This window comes from Rouxiella sp. Mn2063 (genome assembly GCF_049319665.1).
Classification (GTDB): Bacteria; Pseudomonadota; Gammaproteobacteria; order Enterobacterales; family Enterobacteriaceae; genus JBMOUD01.
Map to the genome: position 1 here is coordinate 25,640 of NZ_JBMOUD010000008.1, position 15,365 is coordinate 41,004.

At 46.0% G+C, this 15,365-nt stretch carries 15 protein-coding genes and 1 other RNA gene; 10 read left to right on the top strand and 6 right to left on the bottom strand.

Going from position 1 to position 15,365, the window contains the following annotated elements; genetic code table 11:
• Positions 1 to 15 precede the first annotated feature (15 nt).
• The 3 genes from ACL9RG_RS13040 (at position 16) to ykgO (ending at position 3,748) form a co-directional block, all read left to right on the top strand.
• Entirely contained in the window at positions 16 to 3,165 is a 3,150-nt protein-coding gene (locus ACL9RG_RS13040) for an efflux RND transporter permease subunit (protein WP_422793050.1), read from the top strand.
• A gap of 167 nt (positions 3,166 to 3,332) precedes the next feature.
• Positions 3,333 to 3,587 (top strand): type B 50S ribosomal protein L31, encoded by a 255-nt coding sequence (locus tag ACL9RG_RS13045; protein WP_422793051.1) that lies wholly within the window; start codon positions 3,333 to 3,335, stop codon positions 3,585 to 3,587.
• Positions 3,588 to 3,607: 20 nt separating this feature from the next.
• Positions 3,608 to 3,748, top strand: a complete 141-nt coding sequence (ykgO, locus tag ACL9RG_RS13050) for a type B 50S ribosomal protein L36 (protein WP_422793052.1) — start codon at positions 3,608 to 3,610, stop codon at positions 3,746 to 3,748.
• 133 nt (positions 3,749 to 3,881) lie between these two features.
• Here the strand turns inward: ykgO and ACL9RG_RS13055 are convergent, their stop codons facing one another.
• From ACL9RG_RS13055 to ACL9RG_RS13065, 3 genes are read right to left on the bottom strand one after another with little or no spacing between them, the layout of a single operon-like run.
• Positions 3,882 to 4,760, bottom strand: a complete 879-nt coding sequence (locus ACL9RG_RS13055) for a metal ABC transporter substrate-binding protein (protein WP_422793054.1) — start codon at positions 4,758 to 4,760, stop codon at positions 3,882 to 3,884.
• Between the two features lie 25 nt (positions 4,761 to 4,785).
• A complete protein-coding gene (locus ACL9RG_RS13060) occupies positions 4,786 to 5,643 on the bottom strand; it encodes a metal ABC transporter permease (RefSeq protein WP_422793055.1) in 858 nt (285 codons plus the stop codon).
• Positions 5,643 to 6,377 carry a metal ABC transporter ATP-binding protein gene (locus ACL9RG_RS13065; RefSeq protein ID WP_422793056.1) on the bottom strand — a complete coding sequence of 245 codons (735 nt, stop codon included), beginning with the start codon at positions 6,375 to 6,377 and terminating at the stop codon, positions 5,643 to 5,645. Before ACL9RG_RS13065 ends, ACL9RG_RS13060 begins: the two co-directional genes overlap by 1 nt.
• A gap of 414 nt (positions 6,378 to 6,791) precedes the next feature.
• Here ACL9RG_RS13065 and ACL9RG_RS13070 point away from each other — a divergent pair, with 414 nt between their 5' ends.
• The 3 genes from ACL9RG_RS13070 (at position 6,792) to ACL9RG_RS13080 (ending at position 8,145) form a co-directional block, all read left to right on the top strand.
• A complete protein-coding gene (locus ACL9RG_RS13070) occupies positions 6,792 to 7,145 on the top strand; it encodes a hypothetical protein (protein ID WP_422793057.1) in 354 nt (117 codons plus the stop codon).
• A 370-nt stretch (positions 7,146 to 7,515) separates the two neighbouring features.
• Positions 7,516 to 7,884 (top strand): Hha toxicity modulator TomB, encoded by a 369-nt coding sequence (gene tomB / locus ACL9RG_RS13075; RefSeq protein WP_422793058.1) that lies wholly within the window; start codon positions 7,516 to 7,518, stop codon positions 7,882 to 7,884.
• 57 nt (positions 7,885 to 7,941) lie between these two features.
• Entirely contained in the window at positions 7,942 to 8,145 is a 204-nt protein-coding gene (locus ACL9RG_RS13080; protein ID WP_422793059.1) for an HHA domain-containing protein, read from the top strand.
• 116 nt (positions 8,146 to 8,261) lie between these two features.
• On the opposite strand, the gene ACL9RG_RS13085 is transcribed toward ACL9RG_RS13080, so the two are convergent.
• Positions 8,262 to 9,188, bottom strand: coding sequence for a LysR family transcriptional regulator (locus ACL9RG_RS13085; protein ID WP_422793230.1), 927 nt, complete (start codon positions 9,186 to 9,188; stop codon positions 8,262 to 8,264).
• Positions 9,189 to 9,327: 139 nt separating this feature from the next.
• Between ACL9RG_RS13085 and ACL9RG_RS13090 the strand changes: the two genes are divergently transcribed.
• Together ACL9RG_RS13090 and ACL9RG_RS13095 are read left to right on the top strand one after the other, a co-directional pair.
• Positions 9,328 to 11,112, top strand: coding sequence for an adenine deaminase (locus ACL9RG_RS13090; RefSeq protein ID WP_422793060.1), 1,785 nt, complete (start codon positions 9,328 to 9,330; stop codon positions 11,110 to 11,112).
• A 69-nt stretch (positions 11,113 to 11,181) separates the two neighbouring features.
• Complete coding sequence (locus tag ACL9RG_RS13095) at positions 11,182 to 12,531, top strand: NCS2 family permease (RefSeq protein ID WP_422793061.1); 1,350 nt, start codon at positions 11,182 to 11,184, stop codon at positions 12,529 to 12,531.
• A gap of 231 nt (positions 12,532 to 12,762) precedes the next feature.
• On the opposite strand, the gene ffs is transcribed toward ACL9RG_RS13095, so the two are convergent.
• Positions 12,763 to 12,859, bottom strand: an RNA gene (gene ffs / locus ACL9RG_RS13100) — signal recognition particle sRNA small type.
• A 143-nt stretch (positions 12,860 to 13,002) separates the two neighbouring features.
• On the opposite strand from ffs, the gene ACL9RG_RS13105 reads away from it, so the two are divergent.
• Positions 13,003 to 13,311 carry an MGMT family protein gene (locus ACL9RG_RS13105; RefSeq protein WP_422793062.1) on the top strand — a complete coding sequence of 103 codons (309 nt, stop codon included), beginning with the start codon at positions 13,003 to 13,005 and terminating at the stop codon, positions 13,309 to 13,311.
• 255 nt (positions 13,312 to 13,566) lie between these two features.
• Here ACL9RG_RS13105 and ACL9RG_RS13110 read toward each other — a convergent pair whose 3' ends face one another.
• Complete coding sequence (locus tag ACL9RG_RS13110; protein WP_422793063.1) at positions 13,567 to 14,103, bottom strand: YbaY family lipoprotein; 537 nt, start codon at positions 14,101 to 14,103, stop codon at positions 13,567 to 13,569.
• A gap of 318 nt (positions 14,104 to 14,421) precedes the next feature.
• Here ACL9RG_RS13110 and tesB point away from each other — a divergent pair, with 318 nt between their 5' ends.
• Positions 14,422 to 15,303: an acyl-CoA thioesterase II gene (gene tesB / locus ACL9RG_RS13115; protein ID WP_422793064.1), complete on the top strand. Its 882-nt coding sequence runs from the start codon at positions 14,422 to 14,424 to the stop codon at positions 15,301 to 15,303.
• Positions 15,304 to 15,365 lie beyond the last annotated feature (62 nt).

Below are 15,365 nucleotides of genomic sequence, written 5' to 3' on the forward strand. Positions count from 1 at the left end.
AGGAGCCGGTAATACATGGCTAAGTTTTTTATAGATCGCCCCATTTTTGCCTGGGTACTCGCTATCATCATTATGATGGCGGGTGGACTTGCAATTCTTAACTTGCCAATATCGCAATATCCTTCCGTTGCGCCTCCGGCAATTGAATTGACAGCCAACTATCCTGGTGCAGATGCGCAGACTGTGCAGGACTCCGTCACTCAGGTTATCGAACAGAATATGAACGGTATCGATAACCTGATGTACATGTCCTCAACCAGCGACTCATCTGGTTCTGTTCAGATAACCTTGACGTTTACTACCGGTACTAACGCGGATATCGCGCAAGTTCAGGTACAGAACAAACTGCAATTGGCAACGCCGCTGCTTCCACAAGAAGTACAGCAGCAGGGGATCAAGGTTCAGAAATCAAGCAGCAGCTTCCTGATGGTAGCGGGCTTTATCTCTGACAGTAACATGACTCAGCAAGATATCGCTGACTACGTTGCTTCCAATATCCAGGACCCGATTAGCCGTACTTCAGGCGTTGGTAATGTGCAATTGTTCGGTTCTCAGTACGCAATGCGTGTATGGATGGACCCAAACAAACTGAATAACTACCAACTGACCCCAGTTGACGTTATCAATGCCATTCAGGTGCAGAACAACCAGGTTGCCGCAGGGCAAATTGGTGGTACTCCTCCGGTTCCAGGCCAACAGTTGAATGCGTCAATCATCGCTCAGACACGCTTGAAGTCTGCTGATGAATTTGGCCAAATTCTGTTAAAAGTAAATCCAGATGGTTCTCAAGTACGTCTGAAAGACGTTTCCAAGATCCAACTGGGTGGCGAAAGCTATGACGTTGTCGCTCGTTATAACAACCGTCCTGCTGCCGGTTTGGGTATTCAGTTGGCAACCGGTGCTAACGCACTGCAAACCTCAACAGCGGTGAAAGCTGAGCTCGCTAAATTGCAGCCTTTCTTCCCTGCTGGTATGAAAGTCGTTTATCCATACGACACCACGCCGTTCGTTAAGATTTCTATTAACGAAGTAGTAAAAACGCTGTTTGAAGCGATTGTCCTGGTATTCCTGGTCATGTATCTCTTCTTGCAGAACTTCCGCGCTACGCTGATCCCTACGATTGCGGTGCCGGTAGTATTGTTAGGTACTTTTGCTGTTATCTCTGCCTTTGGTTATTCGATAAATACCCTAACGATGTTCGGGATGGTATTGGCGATCGGCCTACTGGTGGATGACGCCATCGTGGTGGTAGAAAACGTTGAGCGTGTCATGGCTGAGGAGGGACTCCCTCCGAAAGAAGCCACCAAGCGATCAATGGAGCAAATTCAGGGTGCGTTAGTTGGTATCGCCTTGGTTCTGAGTGCCGTATTCGTCCCAATGGCATTCTTTGGTGGTTCAACAGGGGTTATTTATCGCCAATTCTCCATCACTATCGTTTCTGCGATGGTGTTGTCAGTTGTTGTAGCGATGGTTCTGACTCCGGCTCTTTGCGCCACTATGCTTAAACCGATTGCCAAAGGCGATCATGGTAAAACTACCGGCTTCTTCGGTTGGTTTAACAAGAAGTTCGAGCAAAGTACGCACCACTACACTGATAGTGTTGCCAATATGCTGCGCAGCACTGGCCGCTATTTAGCTATCTATCTAGTCATCGTTGTACTGATGGCAATTACCTTCATACAGGTCCCTACCTCATTCCTACCGGAAGAGGACCAGGGCGTATTCCTGACCATGGCCCAATTACCAGCGGGTGCAACGCAGGAACGTACGCAAAAAGTTCTGGATGAAGTCAGTAATTACTATCTGACCAAAGAGAAAGCTAACGTCGAATCGGTATTTACCGTTAACGGCTTTGGCTTCGCAGGACGTGGACAGAACACCGGTATCGCCTTCGTCAGTCTGAAAGACTGGTCGCAACGTAGCGGTGAAGAAAATAAAGTGCCGGCTATTACCGCTCGTGCAATGGGCGCGTTTAGCAAAATCAAAGATGCAATGGTGTTTGCCTTCAACTTACCTGCAATTATTGAGTTGGGTACAGCAAGCGGCTTTGACTTTGAGTTGATCGATCAGGGTGGCCTTGGCCACGAGAAATTAACTCAAGCTCGTAACCAATTGCTGGGTATGGCAGCACAACATCCAGACCTGCTGATGGCAGTACGTCCAAATGGCTTGGAAGATACCCCTCAGTTCAGACTGATCATCGACCAAGAAAAAGCACAGGCGTTGGGAGTATCGATTTCCGATATCAATACCACGCTGGGCTCAGCTTGGGGCGGATCATACGTCAATGACTTTGTTGACCGTGGTCGTGTGAAAAAAGTATACGTTCAAGGTGAATCCAAGTTCCGTATGCTGCCTTCTGATCTGAACAATTGGTATGTACGCGGTAGTTCAGGCCAAATGGTACCATTCTCATCCTTCTCAACGACTAAGTGGCAATATGGTTCGCCACGTCTGGAACGCTACAATGGTCTGCCATCTATGGAGATCCAAGGTATGCCAGTTCCGGGCAGAAGTAGTGGTGATGCGATGGCAATGATGGAATCTTTGGCTGCTAAATTACCAGCAGGCATCGGCTACGACTGGACCGGCATGTCTTATCAGGAACGTCTATCTGGTAACCAGGCTCCAGCACTTTACGCCATCTCACTTATCGTGGTGTTCTTGTGCCTGGCAGCTCTGTATGAAAGCTGGTCGATACCATTCTCAGTAATGTTGGTGGTTCCGCTTGGGGTTATCGGTGCATTGATTGCTACCATTTCGCGCGGATTAGACAATGACGTTTACTTTATCGTTGGCTTGTTGACGACTGTCGGCCTGTCGGCGAAAAACGCCATACTGATCGTCGAGTTTGCGAAAGACCTGATGGATAAAGAAGGTAAAGGCTTGATTGAGTCTACATTAGAAGCGGCACGTATGCGTTTGCGTCCAATTTTGATGACATCTCTGGCATTTATCCTCGGTGTTCTACCGCTGGTTATCAGTTCAGGCGCAGGTTCTGGTGCTCAAAACGCCGTAGGTACTGGCGTAATGGGTGGTATGATCTCTGCAACCTTGCTGGCAATCTTCTTCGTCCCAGTATTCTTCGTGGTGGTTCGCCGCCGCTTTAGTAAGAATAAAGACGAGCTAGAACACAGTCATCCGGTTGAACACCACAATAACTGATATTGATATTACAATTCAGTAAGTTGCCTAAAGGGTCGCGAAAGCGGCCCTTTTTTATTGCCTATTTTTCTTAAGTGGGAACATAAAACTTTTATGGCAGGTATTGAACGTGGGGTAAAAGATGTGCATACTTGCGTTATAGTATAACATAACAGTTAAGGCCATTTATGAAACCTAATATTCATCCTAACTATCGCACCGTCGTTTTTCATGACACGGGTGTTGATGAGTATTTCAAAGTAGGTTCGACTATTTCAACCGATCGTACTATCGAGTTTGAAGGTCAAACCTACCCTTATGTCACTCTGGATATTTCTTCTGCCTCACATCCGCATTACACAGGCAAACAGAAAACTCTGTCCAAAGAAGGCAGCACCGCACGTTTCAATCAGCGCTTTGGTAGCTTCCTTACTAAAAAATAAACGCTTTCAGGGACTAAATTATGAAGGTTTTAAGTTCGTTAAAATCCGCAAAGAATCGCCATCCAGATTGCAAAATAGTAAAACGCAAAGGCCGCGTTTTCGTTATTTGCAAAAGCAATCCACGCTTTAAAGCGGTTCAGGGTCGTAAGAAAAAACGCTAGCCTTTATGTAGTGCATAGGCCATGACGTAAAAAAGCCCCGTTGCTTGCCCAACGGGGCTTTCGTTTTTTGAAAGAAAAGAATATCCCCTATCCATCCCCCAATAAATATCAGGGGATGAGCAGAGTTAAATCACTACTTCATACTGGCAACAATTGCCTCAACATTATGAGTGAAGGCTTTCTCATAAGTAGATGCCGGGCCATCCGCTGTTGAAAGGGATTCTGGATATAACTCGCCTCCAGGTTTAGCGCCGGTAGCCGCAGCAATCTGTCGTACCAAACGCGGGTCGGTCTGGTTTTCAAAGAAGTAGGATTTAACGCTCTCCTGCTTCATCTGTTTAATCAAATCCGCAACCCCGCTGGCGCTAGCTTCTGATTCTGTTGAAAAACCTACCGGGGCCATAAAGGTGACATTATATTCACGACCAAAGTAACCAAAAGCATCATGGCTAGTCAGCACTTTACGTTTATCAACCGGAATAGCGCTAAACTCTGATTTTGCCCAAGTATCAAGTTTTTGCAGCTGCTGGATATAAGCATTGCCACGCGCCTTAAAGTACTCAGCATCTTCAGGATCTGCCGCAATTAAGGCATTCATCACGTTAGTGGCATAAATGACACCATTTGCCATGCTATTCCATGCATGAGGATCGGTGACAGTTTTACCATCATCTTCCATTTGGTGTGTGCTAATGCCTTTTGAGGCTGTAACTACTTCGCCATGATAGCCCGATGCACCAATCAAACGATCCATCCAGCCTTCTAATCCTAACCCACTGACGAATACTACATCAGAGCTGGCGATCAGTTTGCTGTCTTTCGGAGCCGGTTCAAACGTATGCGGATCGCCATTAGGTCCAACTAAGCTACTGACCTTAACGTGTTCACCACCGACTTGATGAACGATATCCCCGAGGATTGAGAAACTGGCCACGGCATTGACTGTCTTAGCCATTGCCAGTGGGCTAGACAGCAGGGCAGCTACTGTCAAAGCTATTGGTGTTAATTTCATAATCTTTCCTTTCATTTTTACTTTCTTAACGTCGCGAAGCAGTCAACATCCCGCCCCGCGTTCCAAACAAAACAGAGATGAAAAACACAACGTTTGCACTGAGCACGATAGCCGGCCCTGCGGGGATCGATGCGTAATAAGACCAGACCAATCCGACAAAGCTGGACAAAATACCGATTAACATCGCGCTAAGAATGGTATGAGGAAGGTCTCTCGCCCAAAAGCGCGCACTCGCTGCAGGTAACATAATCAATCCAACCGACATCAACGTGCCGAGGATTTGAAAACCAGCCACCAGATTAATAACCACTAACCCAAGGAAAATTGCCTGAACAACGGCCAACCATTTTCCCGCACTGACGCGTAAGAATAATGAGTCAAAAGACTCGATAACTAATGCACGATAAATACAAGCCAGTACGATCAAAGAGCAACTGGTAATAATGCCAACCATAATCATCGCGTGTGCATCGACGGCCAAAATAGAACCAAACAAAACATGCAATAAATCGACGCTCGAGCCACGTAGCGAGACTAATGTCACGCCCAATGCTAACGAGCCCAGATAGAAACCGGCAAAACTGGCATCTTCTCTTAACTTAGTTCGTCGGCTCACTACGCCAGAAAGCATCGCCACAGAAAGCCCAGCAATAAAACCGCCAACTCCCATTGCCACCAACGACATACCAGAAATCAGGTAACCAATTGCCGCACCTGGTAATACCGCATGAGACAACGCATCACCAACCAGGCTCATACGCCGTAACATCAAAAATACCCCTAATGGCGTGGCGCTTATCGACAGGGCCAGGCAGGCAATCAATGCCCTACGCATAAATCCAAACTGAATAAAGGGATCAAAAAGAAAATGGAAAACAAACATTAAATGGCAATCCTATCCACAGAGAAGCTATCTGCAGAAACACAGGCATGATTACGATGTGGGAAATGACACAGCACATCGTCAGCACTCCCCCAAATATTCTGATCTTGGCTAAGAAATAACACCTGAGGAAAATGCTCAGCAACCATAGAGATATCATGCAATACAGCGATGACTGTTTTGCCTTGTTGATACCACTGCTGAATGACTTGCAATAATAGGGCTATTGTCTGGCTATCAATACCAGTAAAAGGCTCATCAAGCATAATAAGTGGCGCTTGTTGAATAAGTAAGCGTGCAAACAGAGCGCGCTGTAATTGCCCGCCGGAAAGTTCCCCTACGGAGGAGTACGCCATCTCAGTCATACCAACCGTATCTAATGCCTGTTCTACCTGATTGCGTGATTCGCGGTTGATACCACCAAATAAGCCGCTTTGCGGCCAGCATCCCATCGCGACCAGATCAAATACCCGAATAGGGAAGGTTCTATCTAACTCAGCTTGTTGCGGCAAATAAGCCAAGCGCGGGCGTTTTTTACCGGTCTCTGCCGAATTAAAAATAATATTCCCGGCAATCGGAGACTGCAAACCAGCTAACGTTTTAAGAAAGGTCGACTTACCGGCGCCATTAGCCCCAATAACTGCCGTTAGGGAGCCTGCGTTAATCGTGCCATCAATAGGGGCAGCGACCGCACGACGGTCATAGCCTACTTCGAGTTTTTTGACTGTAATCATGGTAAAGAAATAGCCCAATAGATGCCTAACCATAGGAAAGCGATCAACACAGCAGCTGCCGCACAGCGAGAAAATGCAGAGAGAGTAAAGAGTGTTTTAGTCATAAAAACGGCCTATTTTTCTGATACATTATAACATCATATAAGTGATTTTTTTACAAGATATGAAGTTGTAATCATTCGTGAAAAATGCTCATGCTCGCTTAAAAAAAAAGCGTATTTTTCTTAAGCGAAAAGGGATAGTTAGATAATTTGAGTTAAAAAATAGTAAGTTATTATGAATATTTAATAAAAAATAACGAAATCAATGATTTGAAAAGTTAGTATATTATGAATTTTATGCTAAGTATCATAGTCTCTTTAATAAATCATGTCATAATAATAGCCCAATTAGTTATTGTAAGAATTATCCTAAATGAAAAAAATAATCCCGCATAATTTTCACGGGATAGTGCCAGATATCGAGCAGTTATTTTCTCTTATCAGATCGTATCTTTCAGTACTAGAAGCCCCTCTTACCTCAGGCCTGAATTTTTATTCTGAGAATGCTCACTACATCCCTAACTCTTTGAAGGCATTATCTATCACTTTGATAGATAACAATAATTACTCAATGAATTACACTTTTCGTTGGGAGATCTTCAATGGTTGCCTTGACATTAATGCCCAAGAAACCATGCTAGAAAAAGTATCATTTAAAGTTCAGCCAGACGGTCTTGAATTTGATATAATCAATTTCGATCCTTCTGGTACAGAAAATGAATTGTAAGTTTATGCAATTGGATTGCGCGAGTTAGAAAAAGTAGATTATATTTAATTATATCTTTGCGATATCTACTCGATTGATTTCCCGTAACAGATTTGATTCAACGTTTGTGTTTACAGTTTGGCAAGGTCAGTTTTTGTTTGGGTTGTTGTGTTCTGCTCAGCAGTATTTGTACTACACAACATTTATACTATGCAGTATGAATAACCGTTCGATCTGTTTTCTTGCGGTTCAGCTACAGACAGATGTTTGGCCGAGGACTGTTGTTTAGTAAAACAGTTGCTTAGTGAAAGGCTGGTTGTTAGTTAAAAGTTTTGTTGTTTACTCACAGAGTGTTATCAACACCGAATTAAGCCATTACGGAGGGGATGATATGGATGAGTACTCGCCTAAGCGACATGATATTGCACAGTTGCGGTTCCTGAGTGAAAGTTTATATGACGAAGGAATTGCTACTCTGGGTGACAGCCATCACGGCTGGGTTAATGACCCAACCTCGGCATTGAATTTGCAACTGAACGAACTGATTGAACATATTGCGTTTTTTGTAATGAGTTTTAAAATAAAATATCCGAATGATAATCACTTGAGCGATCTGGTTGAAGAGTATCTCGACGATACTTATACCTTGTTCAGTAATTACGGAATAAATGATTCTGACTTACGCCAATGGGAAAAAACCAAAAAGCGACTATTCAGAATGTTCTCAGGTGAGTACGTATGTACTCTAATGAAAACATAAAAGACAATTGGACATAGTTTTAGACACAGTTTTAGACACCTAACGAAAAAGGCTATAATGAACAAAATCGACTACTTGATGCGTTTAAGAAAATGCACAACTATTGATACTCTTGAACGCGTCATTGAAAAAAACAAGTATGAGCTTTCAGATGACGAGCTGGAATTGTTTTACTCTGCCGCCGATCACCGCCTCGCAGAGCTAACAATGAATAAGCTGTATGATAAAATCCCTACTTCAGTCTGGAAATTTGTACGATAAAAGGATTTTCATTTAATGCCATTGAGCCGACTTGTCGGCTCAATTTCTATTATCACATCCAATCTCATCATCGTTATCCATTATTAAAATGTTATTTTAAAGTATTTATAACTTACTCATTTAACTCTACGATGAAATTCTTGCAACAATAACTGAAAACATTTTTCTGCCTGTATTGAATATTGCGTTGAAGGCTTACGCATCATAGCCAGCGTTCGACTTACCTCAGGTTGCTGTAAATGAACGACTTTCAGTTCATCATCATTCAATGTTGCCGTATAAAATGCCGGTAAAATAGCGAGAGCTAAACGAGATCGTACTAAGCCATATAGCGTCTCAATAAAATCCACGCGGTAATTAATACTAATATTTAAATTATGGCTCTCTATTAACGAGTTCACTAATCTATTTAAATTACCTTTTAAAAACACAGCAATAGGACGATTAGCTAATAACTTCCACGGAAGATGATATTCCTGAGCAAGGCTATCATCTTTGCGCATGACAACGACAAAAGGGTCTTCACATAGAGGATGTATTTCTAAAGAATCAGGAACGGTACTATCTAATGCACCAATGCCGAAATCCAGAGACCCATTATCTAATTCAACGAGTAATGAATCATTGGTTTGATCATGAAATTCTACCCGCAAATTAGGAAAATGCTGGGCTAACAACTGGGGAACTGCCGGAAAAAGTAACGTGCTGACTGACGGAATTAATCCGATACGCAAAGTACCATCTCCACCCTGCGCCATAATTTGCTGCATATCATCAAAAGTGCCTTGCGCAACATTCAGCAGACGTTGCGCATAAGGAAGAATCGCCATTCCCTGTTCGGTTAGTGTGACCGACTGCGCGGTACGGTTAACTAATTTACCACCAAGCACCGACTCTATTTGGCGCAGCGAACTACTCAGCGCGGGTTGGCTAATTGCCAAACGATGTGCTGTTTCGGTAAAGCTGCGCAATTGAGCCAGCGTGACAAAGTACTGGATCTGTTTAAGAGAGAGTGCCGGTAATCGGCGCCAAGGTTCGGAGATAGCCACCTGTTGATCCAATAAAAAATAGAAAACGTTTGCTTAGCATAACTGCTTCTTATCAGCCGATAAAATAAATCATCTGTTAAAACCAGCCCCACCTGCCTACATTATCTTCATAACCCTTTTTATCAAGACACTTATGATAGAACAATTTTCAAATATTGCTTTGCGTCGCAAAGCGGCTCAAGCAGCACTTGGTCAACTTCCCTTTGATCTCTTATTACGCAACGCCCGTTTGATCGATATGGTAACAGGCGAGATTCGCGATGCTGATATCGGAATTGTCGGGTCGATGATCGCCAGTGTTCATCCTTGCGGCCAGTATCAACAAGCTATCCAAACTGATGATTTGGCCGGTGCGTATCTCTCCCCTGGATTAATTGATACCCACGTTCATGTAGAAAGCTCGCATTTGCCTGCCGAACGCTACGCCGAAATAGTCGTTGGCCAAGGTACAACCACTATTTTCTGGGACCCGCATGAACTGGCAAATGTTTTAGGTGTTGATGGCGTGCGCTATGCCGTTGAATCCAGCCGTAACTTGCCGCTACGCGTTATTTGCGCAGCCCCTTCTAGCGTGCCCTCAACACCAGGCTTAGAAATGTCTGGCGCAGACTTTAAAGGCCAAGAGATGAATACCATGCTCGCCTGGCCAGAAGTCGCTGGCGTGGCGGAAGTGATGGATATGTATGGCGTGCTTAATGGCAGTGAGAGGATGTTAGAAATCCTTGAGGCAGGCCTTAATAGCGGAAAACTGATTGAAGGTCATGCTCGTGGGCTCAAAGGGGCTGATTTACAGGCTTATCTGGCCTCTGGCGTCACCTCAGATCATGAGCTGACTTCGGCAGAAGACGCGTTAGAAAAGCTCCGCGCAGGGCTTACGCTGCAAATTCGCGGTTCGCATCCTTATCTGTTGCCTGAAATTGTGCACGCGTTACAAAGCCTGCCACATCTTTCCTCACAAATTACGCTATGCACTGACGATGTCCCGCCGGATCACCTGCTAGAAAAAGGAGGGTTAATCGCCCTGATCAATATTCTTATCGAGCAGGGTTTAAAAGCCGAAGACGTGTTAAGAATGGCAACCTTTAATGCGGCGATTCGCATGCAGCGTAATGATCTTGGCTTGATTGCAGCGGGGCGCACTGCCGATATTATTATTTTTGATAGCCTGAAACAGATCAAACCAAGTCAGGTTTATGTCGCAGGCGTTTGCGTCGCGAAACAGGGCAAAATGCTGTTCAGCCCAAAAGCCGCCAGCAATGTACAAGCCCCTAAAAATACCATGCGCCTTTCCCCTTTGCAGGCACAAGATTTCCAATTACGCATTCCTGGCGTGACTAACGGCCGCGCACGTTTGCGCAATATTAAAGGAGCCCGTTTTACACAGTGGAGTGAAACGCTGGTCGATGTACGCGATGGCGCGGTGCTGCTACCTGAAGGATTTAGCTTTATTTGGGTACAACATCGCCATGGACGACATGATGCCACGCCGCAACTGGCATTACTTGAAGGCTGGGGAGAACTGCGTGGCGCCATTGCGACATCATATTCTCATGACTCACACAATCTGGTTGTTTTAGGCCGAGATCCTGCGGATATGATGCTGGCTGCCAACACACTGATCGCCAGCGGTGGAGGTATGGCATTGAGTCAACATGGCGAGCTACTCGCCCATATTGAGATGCCTATCGCAGGGATGTTATCAGAATTACCCGCGGCAGAATTGGCTAAACAGTTTGCTCTTTTACGTGAACTCAGTGCCAAGGTGGCAGATTGGGAGCCTCCTTACCGGGTATTTAAAGCCATTGAAGGCACCTGTTTAGCCTGCAACGCAGGCCCGCATCTGACCGATTTAGGATTAACCGACGGCGGACTGCGCCAAATCGTCAATCCAATCCTCGAAATCTGGCCTGATGATTAAGTACAGCAGCAGAGAATAAGAAGAAAAAACATAACAACATCACAATGATTTTAGCGGAGTTTTAGAAACATGGCAGAAACACCAGTAAAACCAATTACAGCACCGACCGGGGAAAACTGGTTACAACGGCGCTTTAAATTACACCATCATCAAACTAGCGTAAAAAAGGAAACTATTGCCGGTATCACAGCCTTCCTAGCGGCTGCATACCTATTAATAGTTATCCCCGGATTACTTTCAGCCGCAGGCGTTGATAAAGGCGCTGCATTGACGGGCACCATTATCGTTTGTGTTATTGGTTCGCTATTTATGGCGTTCTACGCCAACCTGCCGTTTATGGTTGGCCCCGGTATTGGTGGCTCGGTGCTGGTCGGCATTACCCTGGCTGGTGATGGTATCAGTTGGCCAATTGGTTTAGGCATTGCCTGTTGGTCTGGTATTTTGTTCTTTGTGTTAACCGTACTTGGCATGCGTGAAGTGGTGACACGTTCCATTCCACAATCGATCAAACTTGGCTTAACCGCATCAATTGGGATCTTTATCGCTCTGCTCGGCTTCCGCAATGCCGGTCTGGTCAGCGCAAGTGAAAAAACACATGCGCTAGGATTAGGTAATTTCACAACGCCAGGCGCAATGATTGCCTTGGCCGGATTGCTGATTGCTATTGGTCTACAGGCTCGCCGCGTACCGGGCGCCATTCTGTGGGCGATCCTTATTGCTACGCTATTGGGGCTGCCTTTTGGCGTGACGCATATTCCAGCCCAGTGGTTCTCTCTGCCCCACTCCGTTGGCCCATTATTCGGTAAAGTTGATCTCATGGGGGCGCTGAATATTGCCTTCCTGCCGTTCCTCTTTATCTTTTTCGCATCAGAGTTTTTCTCTACGATGGGCACCACGCTGGCCGTCGGTGGGGAAGCCGGGTTACTCGATGAGAAAGGCAATATGAGTAACATTAATCGGCCCTTCATCGTCGATTCTATTGCCGCAACGCTGGGACCGATTGTCGGCATTCCAGCCGCGACTGCGCTAGTTGAATCTTCCGCAGGCGCTGAAACTGGGGGAAAAACGGGTCTGACGGCTTTCACAGCCGCTATCATGTTCCTGCTGATGCTGCTGTTTACACCGATCGCGTTGATGATCCCGAAAGAAGCCACGGCACCTGCGCTGATTCTCATTGGCCTGAATATGTTTAGTGGATTACGTAAAGTCGATTTGAGCAATTTCACTGACGCATTGCCGGTATTGCTGATGGTGATGACGACACTTATCTCTAACAGCTTCGGAACCGGGATTGCGGGTGGGTTGCTGTTCTACGTCGCTATTAAAGTCGTGGCGGGGAAATGGCGTGAAGTGCCAATCAGTCTGTATATCTTAGCGCTCCCTCTGGTTTATTACTTTGCGACACTCACCCATCATTAATGCGTAAACTTTGCGGGGCTTCATTATGTAAGCCCCGTTTCTCCGCTTGAGCAACAACCCAATCCTGCGCTGTCGTTTTCTTTCGTCATAGAAATGTTTTCTAAGCGATACCTACCCGCACATAACCAAAATGCCAGCACTATGCTATTAGAACATTGAGTAGAAGACGGACAGAGAATGGGGAGAAATCAGATAAGGTTTACGCTGAGATAGCGTTAGAAATGGTGGAGGCCCTGCCAGCTACATCCCGGCACACACGACACCTGCCATGGCTGCTTCCTTCCGGACCTGACCTGGTTAACAAGTTAGTGTTGCGGGAGAACCAACAGGGCCTCCATTGTCGTTGACGGCTTCGTTGCTATGAAGCGACGGGCATTATCAGGGATGCATCCGCCAAAAGCAAGTTAACTGCCGACGACCGTTGTTTTCTTATACAATAGCGTGCTTATTACTGACCAGCAGGAGCTATTGATGTCTGAAGAAGACAATTTTCGCCAGCGCGTATTTCAAATCGTCGCCGCTATTCCTCCCGGACAAGTGACTACTTACGGGCAAGTTGCACGCTTGGCGGGTTCTCCCCGAGCAGCACGCCAGGTTGGTGGCGTACTAAAAAAACTACCTGAGGGAAGCACATTGCCTTGGTTTCGCGTGGTTAATCGCCACGGTGATATTTCATTACAAGGCGAGGATTTTTTGCGTCAGCGTCAGGCGTTGTTAGCAGACGGTATTATCTTTTCCGGCGGGAAAATAGACCTCGAACAATTTGGCTGGAAATGGTGATGTCGGCCATGGGCATTCCCATCTCCCAAACAATAAGAGCAACCCGAAGGTTGCTCTCAGATTGCTGACAAAGTCGGTTATTAGGGAAAGTAAGGCATTGGGGTCGTAGCGAGCTTGCTCGCCGGAGCGCCCCTAGCATTACTAAGCCCGGGTATCTCGGTACTCCAAACAACTTTACCATTAAACAATAAGAGCAACCCGGAGGTTGCTCTTATTGTTTAACTTAGCCTTGCGGCCAGTCCACTATCGCGCTTGTTAATTAGGCGTAATGTTATTTATTGGTGCAGCCGTTGACTCAATACTTGCTGAGTTTGCAGCAGGTACTGCAACAGAAGGAACCGGGACTAATTGCAGATCGGCACGCGTGCCCTGGCCACCGTTGATCACTTGTTTGATGTTATCCGTGATGAACGTAACTTTACCATTAATGCTAATTACTGCGCTCAGAATCACGTTTGCATCGGGCTTAATATCCTGAGGGTTGTAAGGCAGGATAAAGCTAAACGGTGCCTGCTTACCTTGAGTACGCGCCACTCTCTGCGCAATAACCCGAGACGGAGCGTTAGGGACAGAAGCATCTGAAAGCGTAACAGTCAGTACTGCATCAGCAGGCAACGCCACGCGTTGCGCAATATTTACTTGACCCGATACGTTCGGGCCGGTAATTGCCGGTGAATCCGTCAGATTTGCTGAAGAATTTGGCGGCACTGGAGGCGCAGCCTGATGATTACTCGCACAACCAGCTAAAGTGATAGACAGCGCAGCCCCGCCAAAAATTTGCCAAAGTTTCATTGATAGTTCTCCTTTTGTATCAACCATAAACCGAAGGGATCGTTGCCGTTCGGCTAACTCTAATAAAGCGTCTTTAACCACCAACACTTGTAACTATGGCACATGAAACCGATTATTTCCGGTTAGTGAGATAAAATAGGATTTTAGCAACTCGCCAATTGGTTATGATAAAACCAAACAAATCCCCGGTAACGGCATCGCGCAATCGTATCCCTATCCATCAGGGCACCCGTTAACCAAGGATAATTATGAGAAAAATCCTAACCATAAGATCTGCGATGCTTAGGGTTAGAACCAACAAATTAGATGAGATTACTTATGAGTCAGGCATTAAAAAATTTACTCGAACTCCTCAATATGGAGCAACTTGAGGAAGGGTTGTTTCGCGGGCAAAGCGAAGACATTGGGTTTACCCGCGTCTTCGGTGGACAAGTCGTTGGGCAGGCGCTGTATGCGGCTAAACAAACCGTAGCGGAAGATCGCAGCATTCACTCCTTCCACAGCTATTTCTTACGTCCAGGCGATACCAATAAACCGATTATTTATGATGTTGAAAATCTGCGCGATGGCAACAGCTTTAGTGCCAGACGTGTCAAAGCAGTGCAGCATGGTAAGCCGATTTTCTATATGACCGCATCATTCCAAAGTCCGGAAGAAGGCTTTGAGCATCAAAATGCTATGCCACAGGTCCCTGCACCGGAGAGCTTGAAATCAGAAACGGAAATTGCCCAAAGCCTGGCCCATATGCTGCCAGAAAAATTACGCGATAAATTCTTAAACCCAAGAGCTATCGAGATGCGGCCGGTGAAATTCCATAATCCACTGGCACCAGAAAAAGACGAACCAACTCGCGCAGTCTGGTTCAAAGCCAATGGCAGCGTCCCGGATGATTTACGCGTTCATCAGTATTTATTAGGTTACGCCTCAGATTTTAACTTCCTGCTCACTGCACTGCAGCCACACGGCGTTGGCGTATTGAATCATGGCATGCAGGTTGCCACCATCGACCATTCAATGTGGTTCCACCGCCCATTCCGCTTAGATGATTGGTTGTTATATAGCGTTGAAAGCACCTCCGCCTCCGGTGCGAGAGGTTTTGTACGCGGACAGTTCTATACCCGCGACGGGGTATTAGTTGCCTCGACAGTACAAGAAGGCGTAATGCGGCAGAGCACGGGAAGTGGCAACACGACCCGATAAGCTAAACACAAGGCGCGGGATGCAAAGATTTTCGCCTTAAAACCCGTGCCGGGCACGTTAGG

Coding starts and splice junctions, on each gene's coding strand:
- ACL9RG_RS13070 (WP_422793057.1), top strand. CDS start 6,792: ATGAAAAAAATAATCCCGCATAATTTTCACGGGATAGTGCCAGATATC.
- tesB (WP_422793064.1), top strand. CDS start 14,422: ATGAGTCAGGCATTAAAAAATTTACTCGAACTCCTCAATATGGAGCAA.
- ACL9RG_RS13060 (WP_422793055.1), bottom strand. CDS start 5,643: ATGTTTGTTTTCCATTTTCTTTTTGATCCCTTTATTCAGTTTGGATTT.
- ACL9RG_RS13055 (WP_422793054.1), bottom strand. CDS start 4,760: ATGAAATTAACACCAATAGCTTTGACAGTAGCTGCCCTGCTGTCTAGC.
- ACL9RG_RS13105 (WP_422793062.1), top strand. CDS start 13,003: ATGTCTGAAGAAGACAATTTTCGCCAGCGCGTATTTCAAATCGTCGCC.
- ACL9RG_RS13045 (WP_422793051.1), top strand. CDS start 3,333: ATGAAACCTAATATTCATCCTAACTATCGCACCGTCGTTTTTCATGAC.
- ACL9RG_RS13080 (WP_422793059.1), top strand. CDS start 7,942: ATGAACAAAATCGACTACTTGATGCGTTTAAGAAAATGCACAACTATT.
- ACL9RG_RS13095 (WP_422793061.1), top strand. CDS start 11,182: ATGGCAGAAACACCAGTAAAACCAATTACAGCACCGACCGGGGAAAAC.
- ACL9RG_RS13110 (WP_422793063.1), bottom strand. CDS start 14,103: ATGAAACTTTGGCAAATTTTTGGCGGGGCTGCGCTGTCTATCACTTTA.
- ykgO (WP_422793052.1), top strand. CDS start 3,608: ATGAAGGTTTTAAGTTCGTTAAAATCCGCAAAGAATCGCCATCCAGAT.
- ACL9RG_RS13065 (WP_422793056.1), bottom strand. CDS start 6,377: ATGATTACAGTCAAAAAACTCGAAGTAGGCTATGACCGTCGTGCGGTC.
- ACL9RG_RS13090 (WP_422793060.1), top strand. CDS start 9,328: ATGATAGAACAATTTTCAAATATTGCTTTGCGTCGCAAAGCGGCTCAA.
- tomB (WP_422793058.1), top strand. CDS start 7,516: ATGGATGAGTACTCGCCTAAGCGACATGATATTGCACAGTTGCGGTTC.
- ACL9RG_RS13040 (WP_422793050.1), top strand. CDS start 16: ATGGCTAAGTTTTTTATAGATCGCCCCATTTTTGCCTGGGTACTCGCT.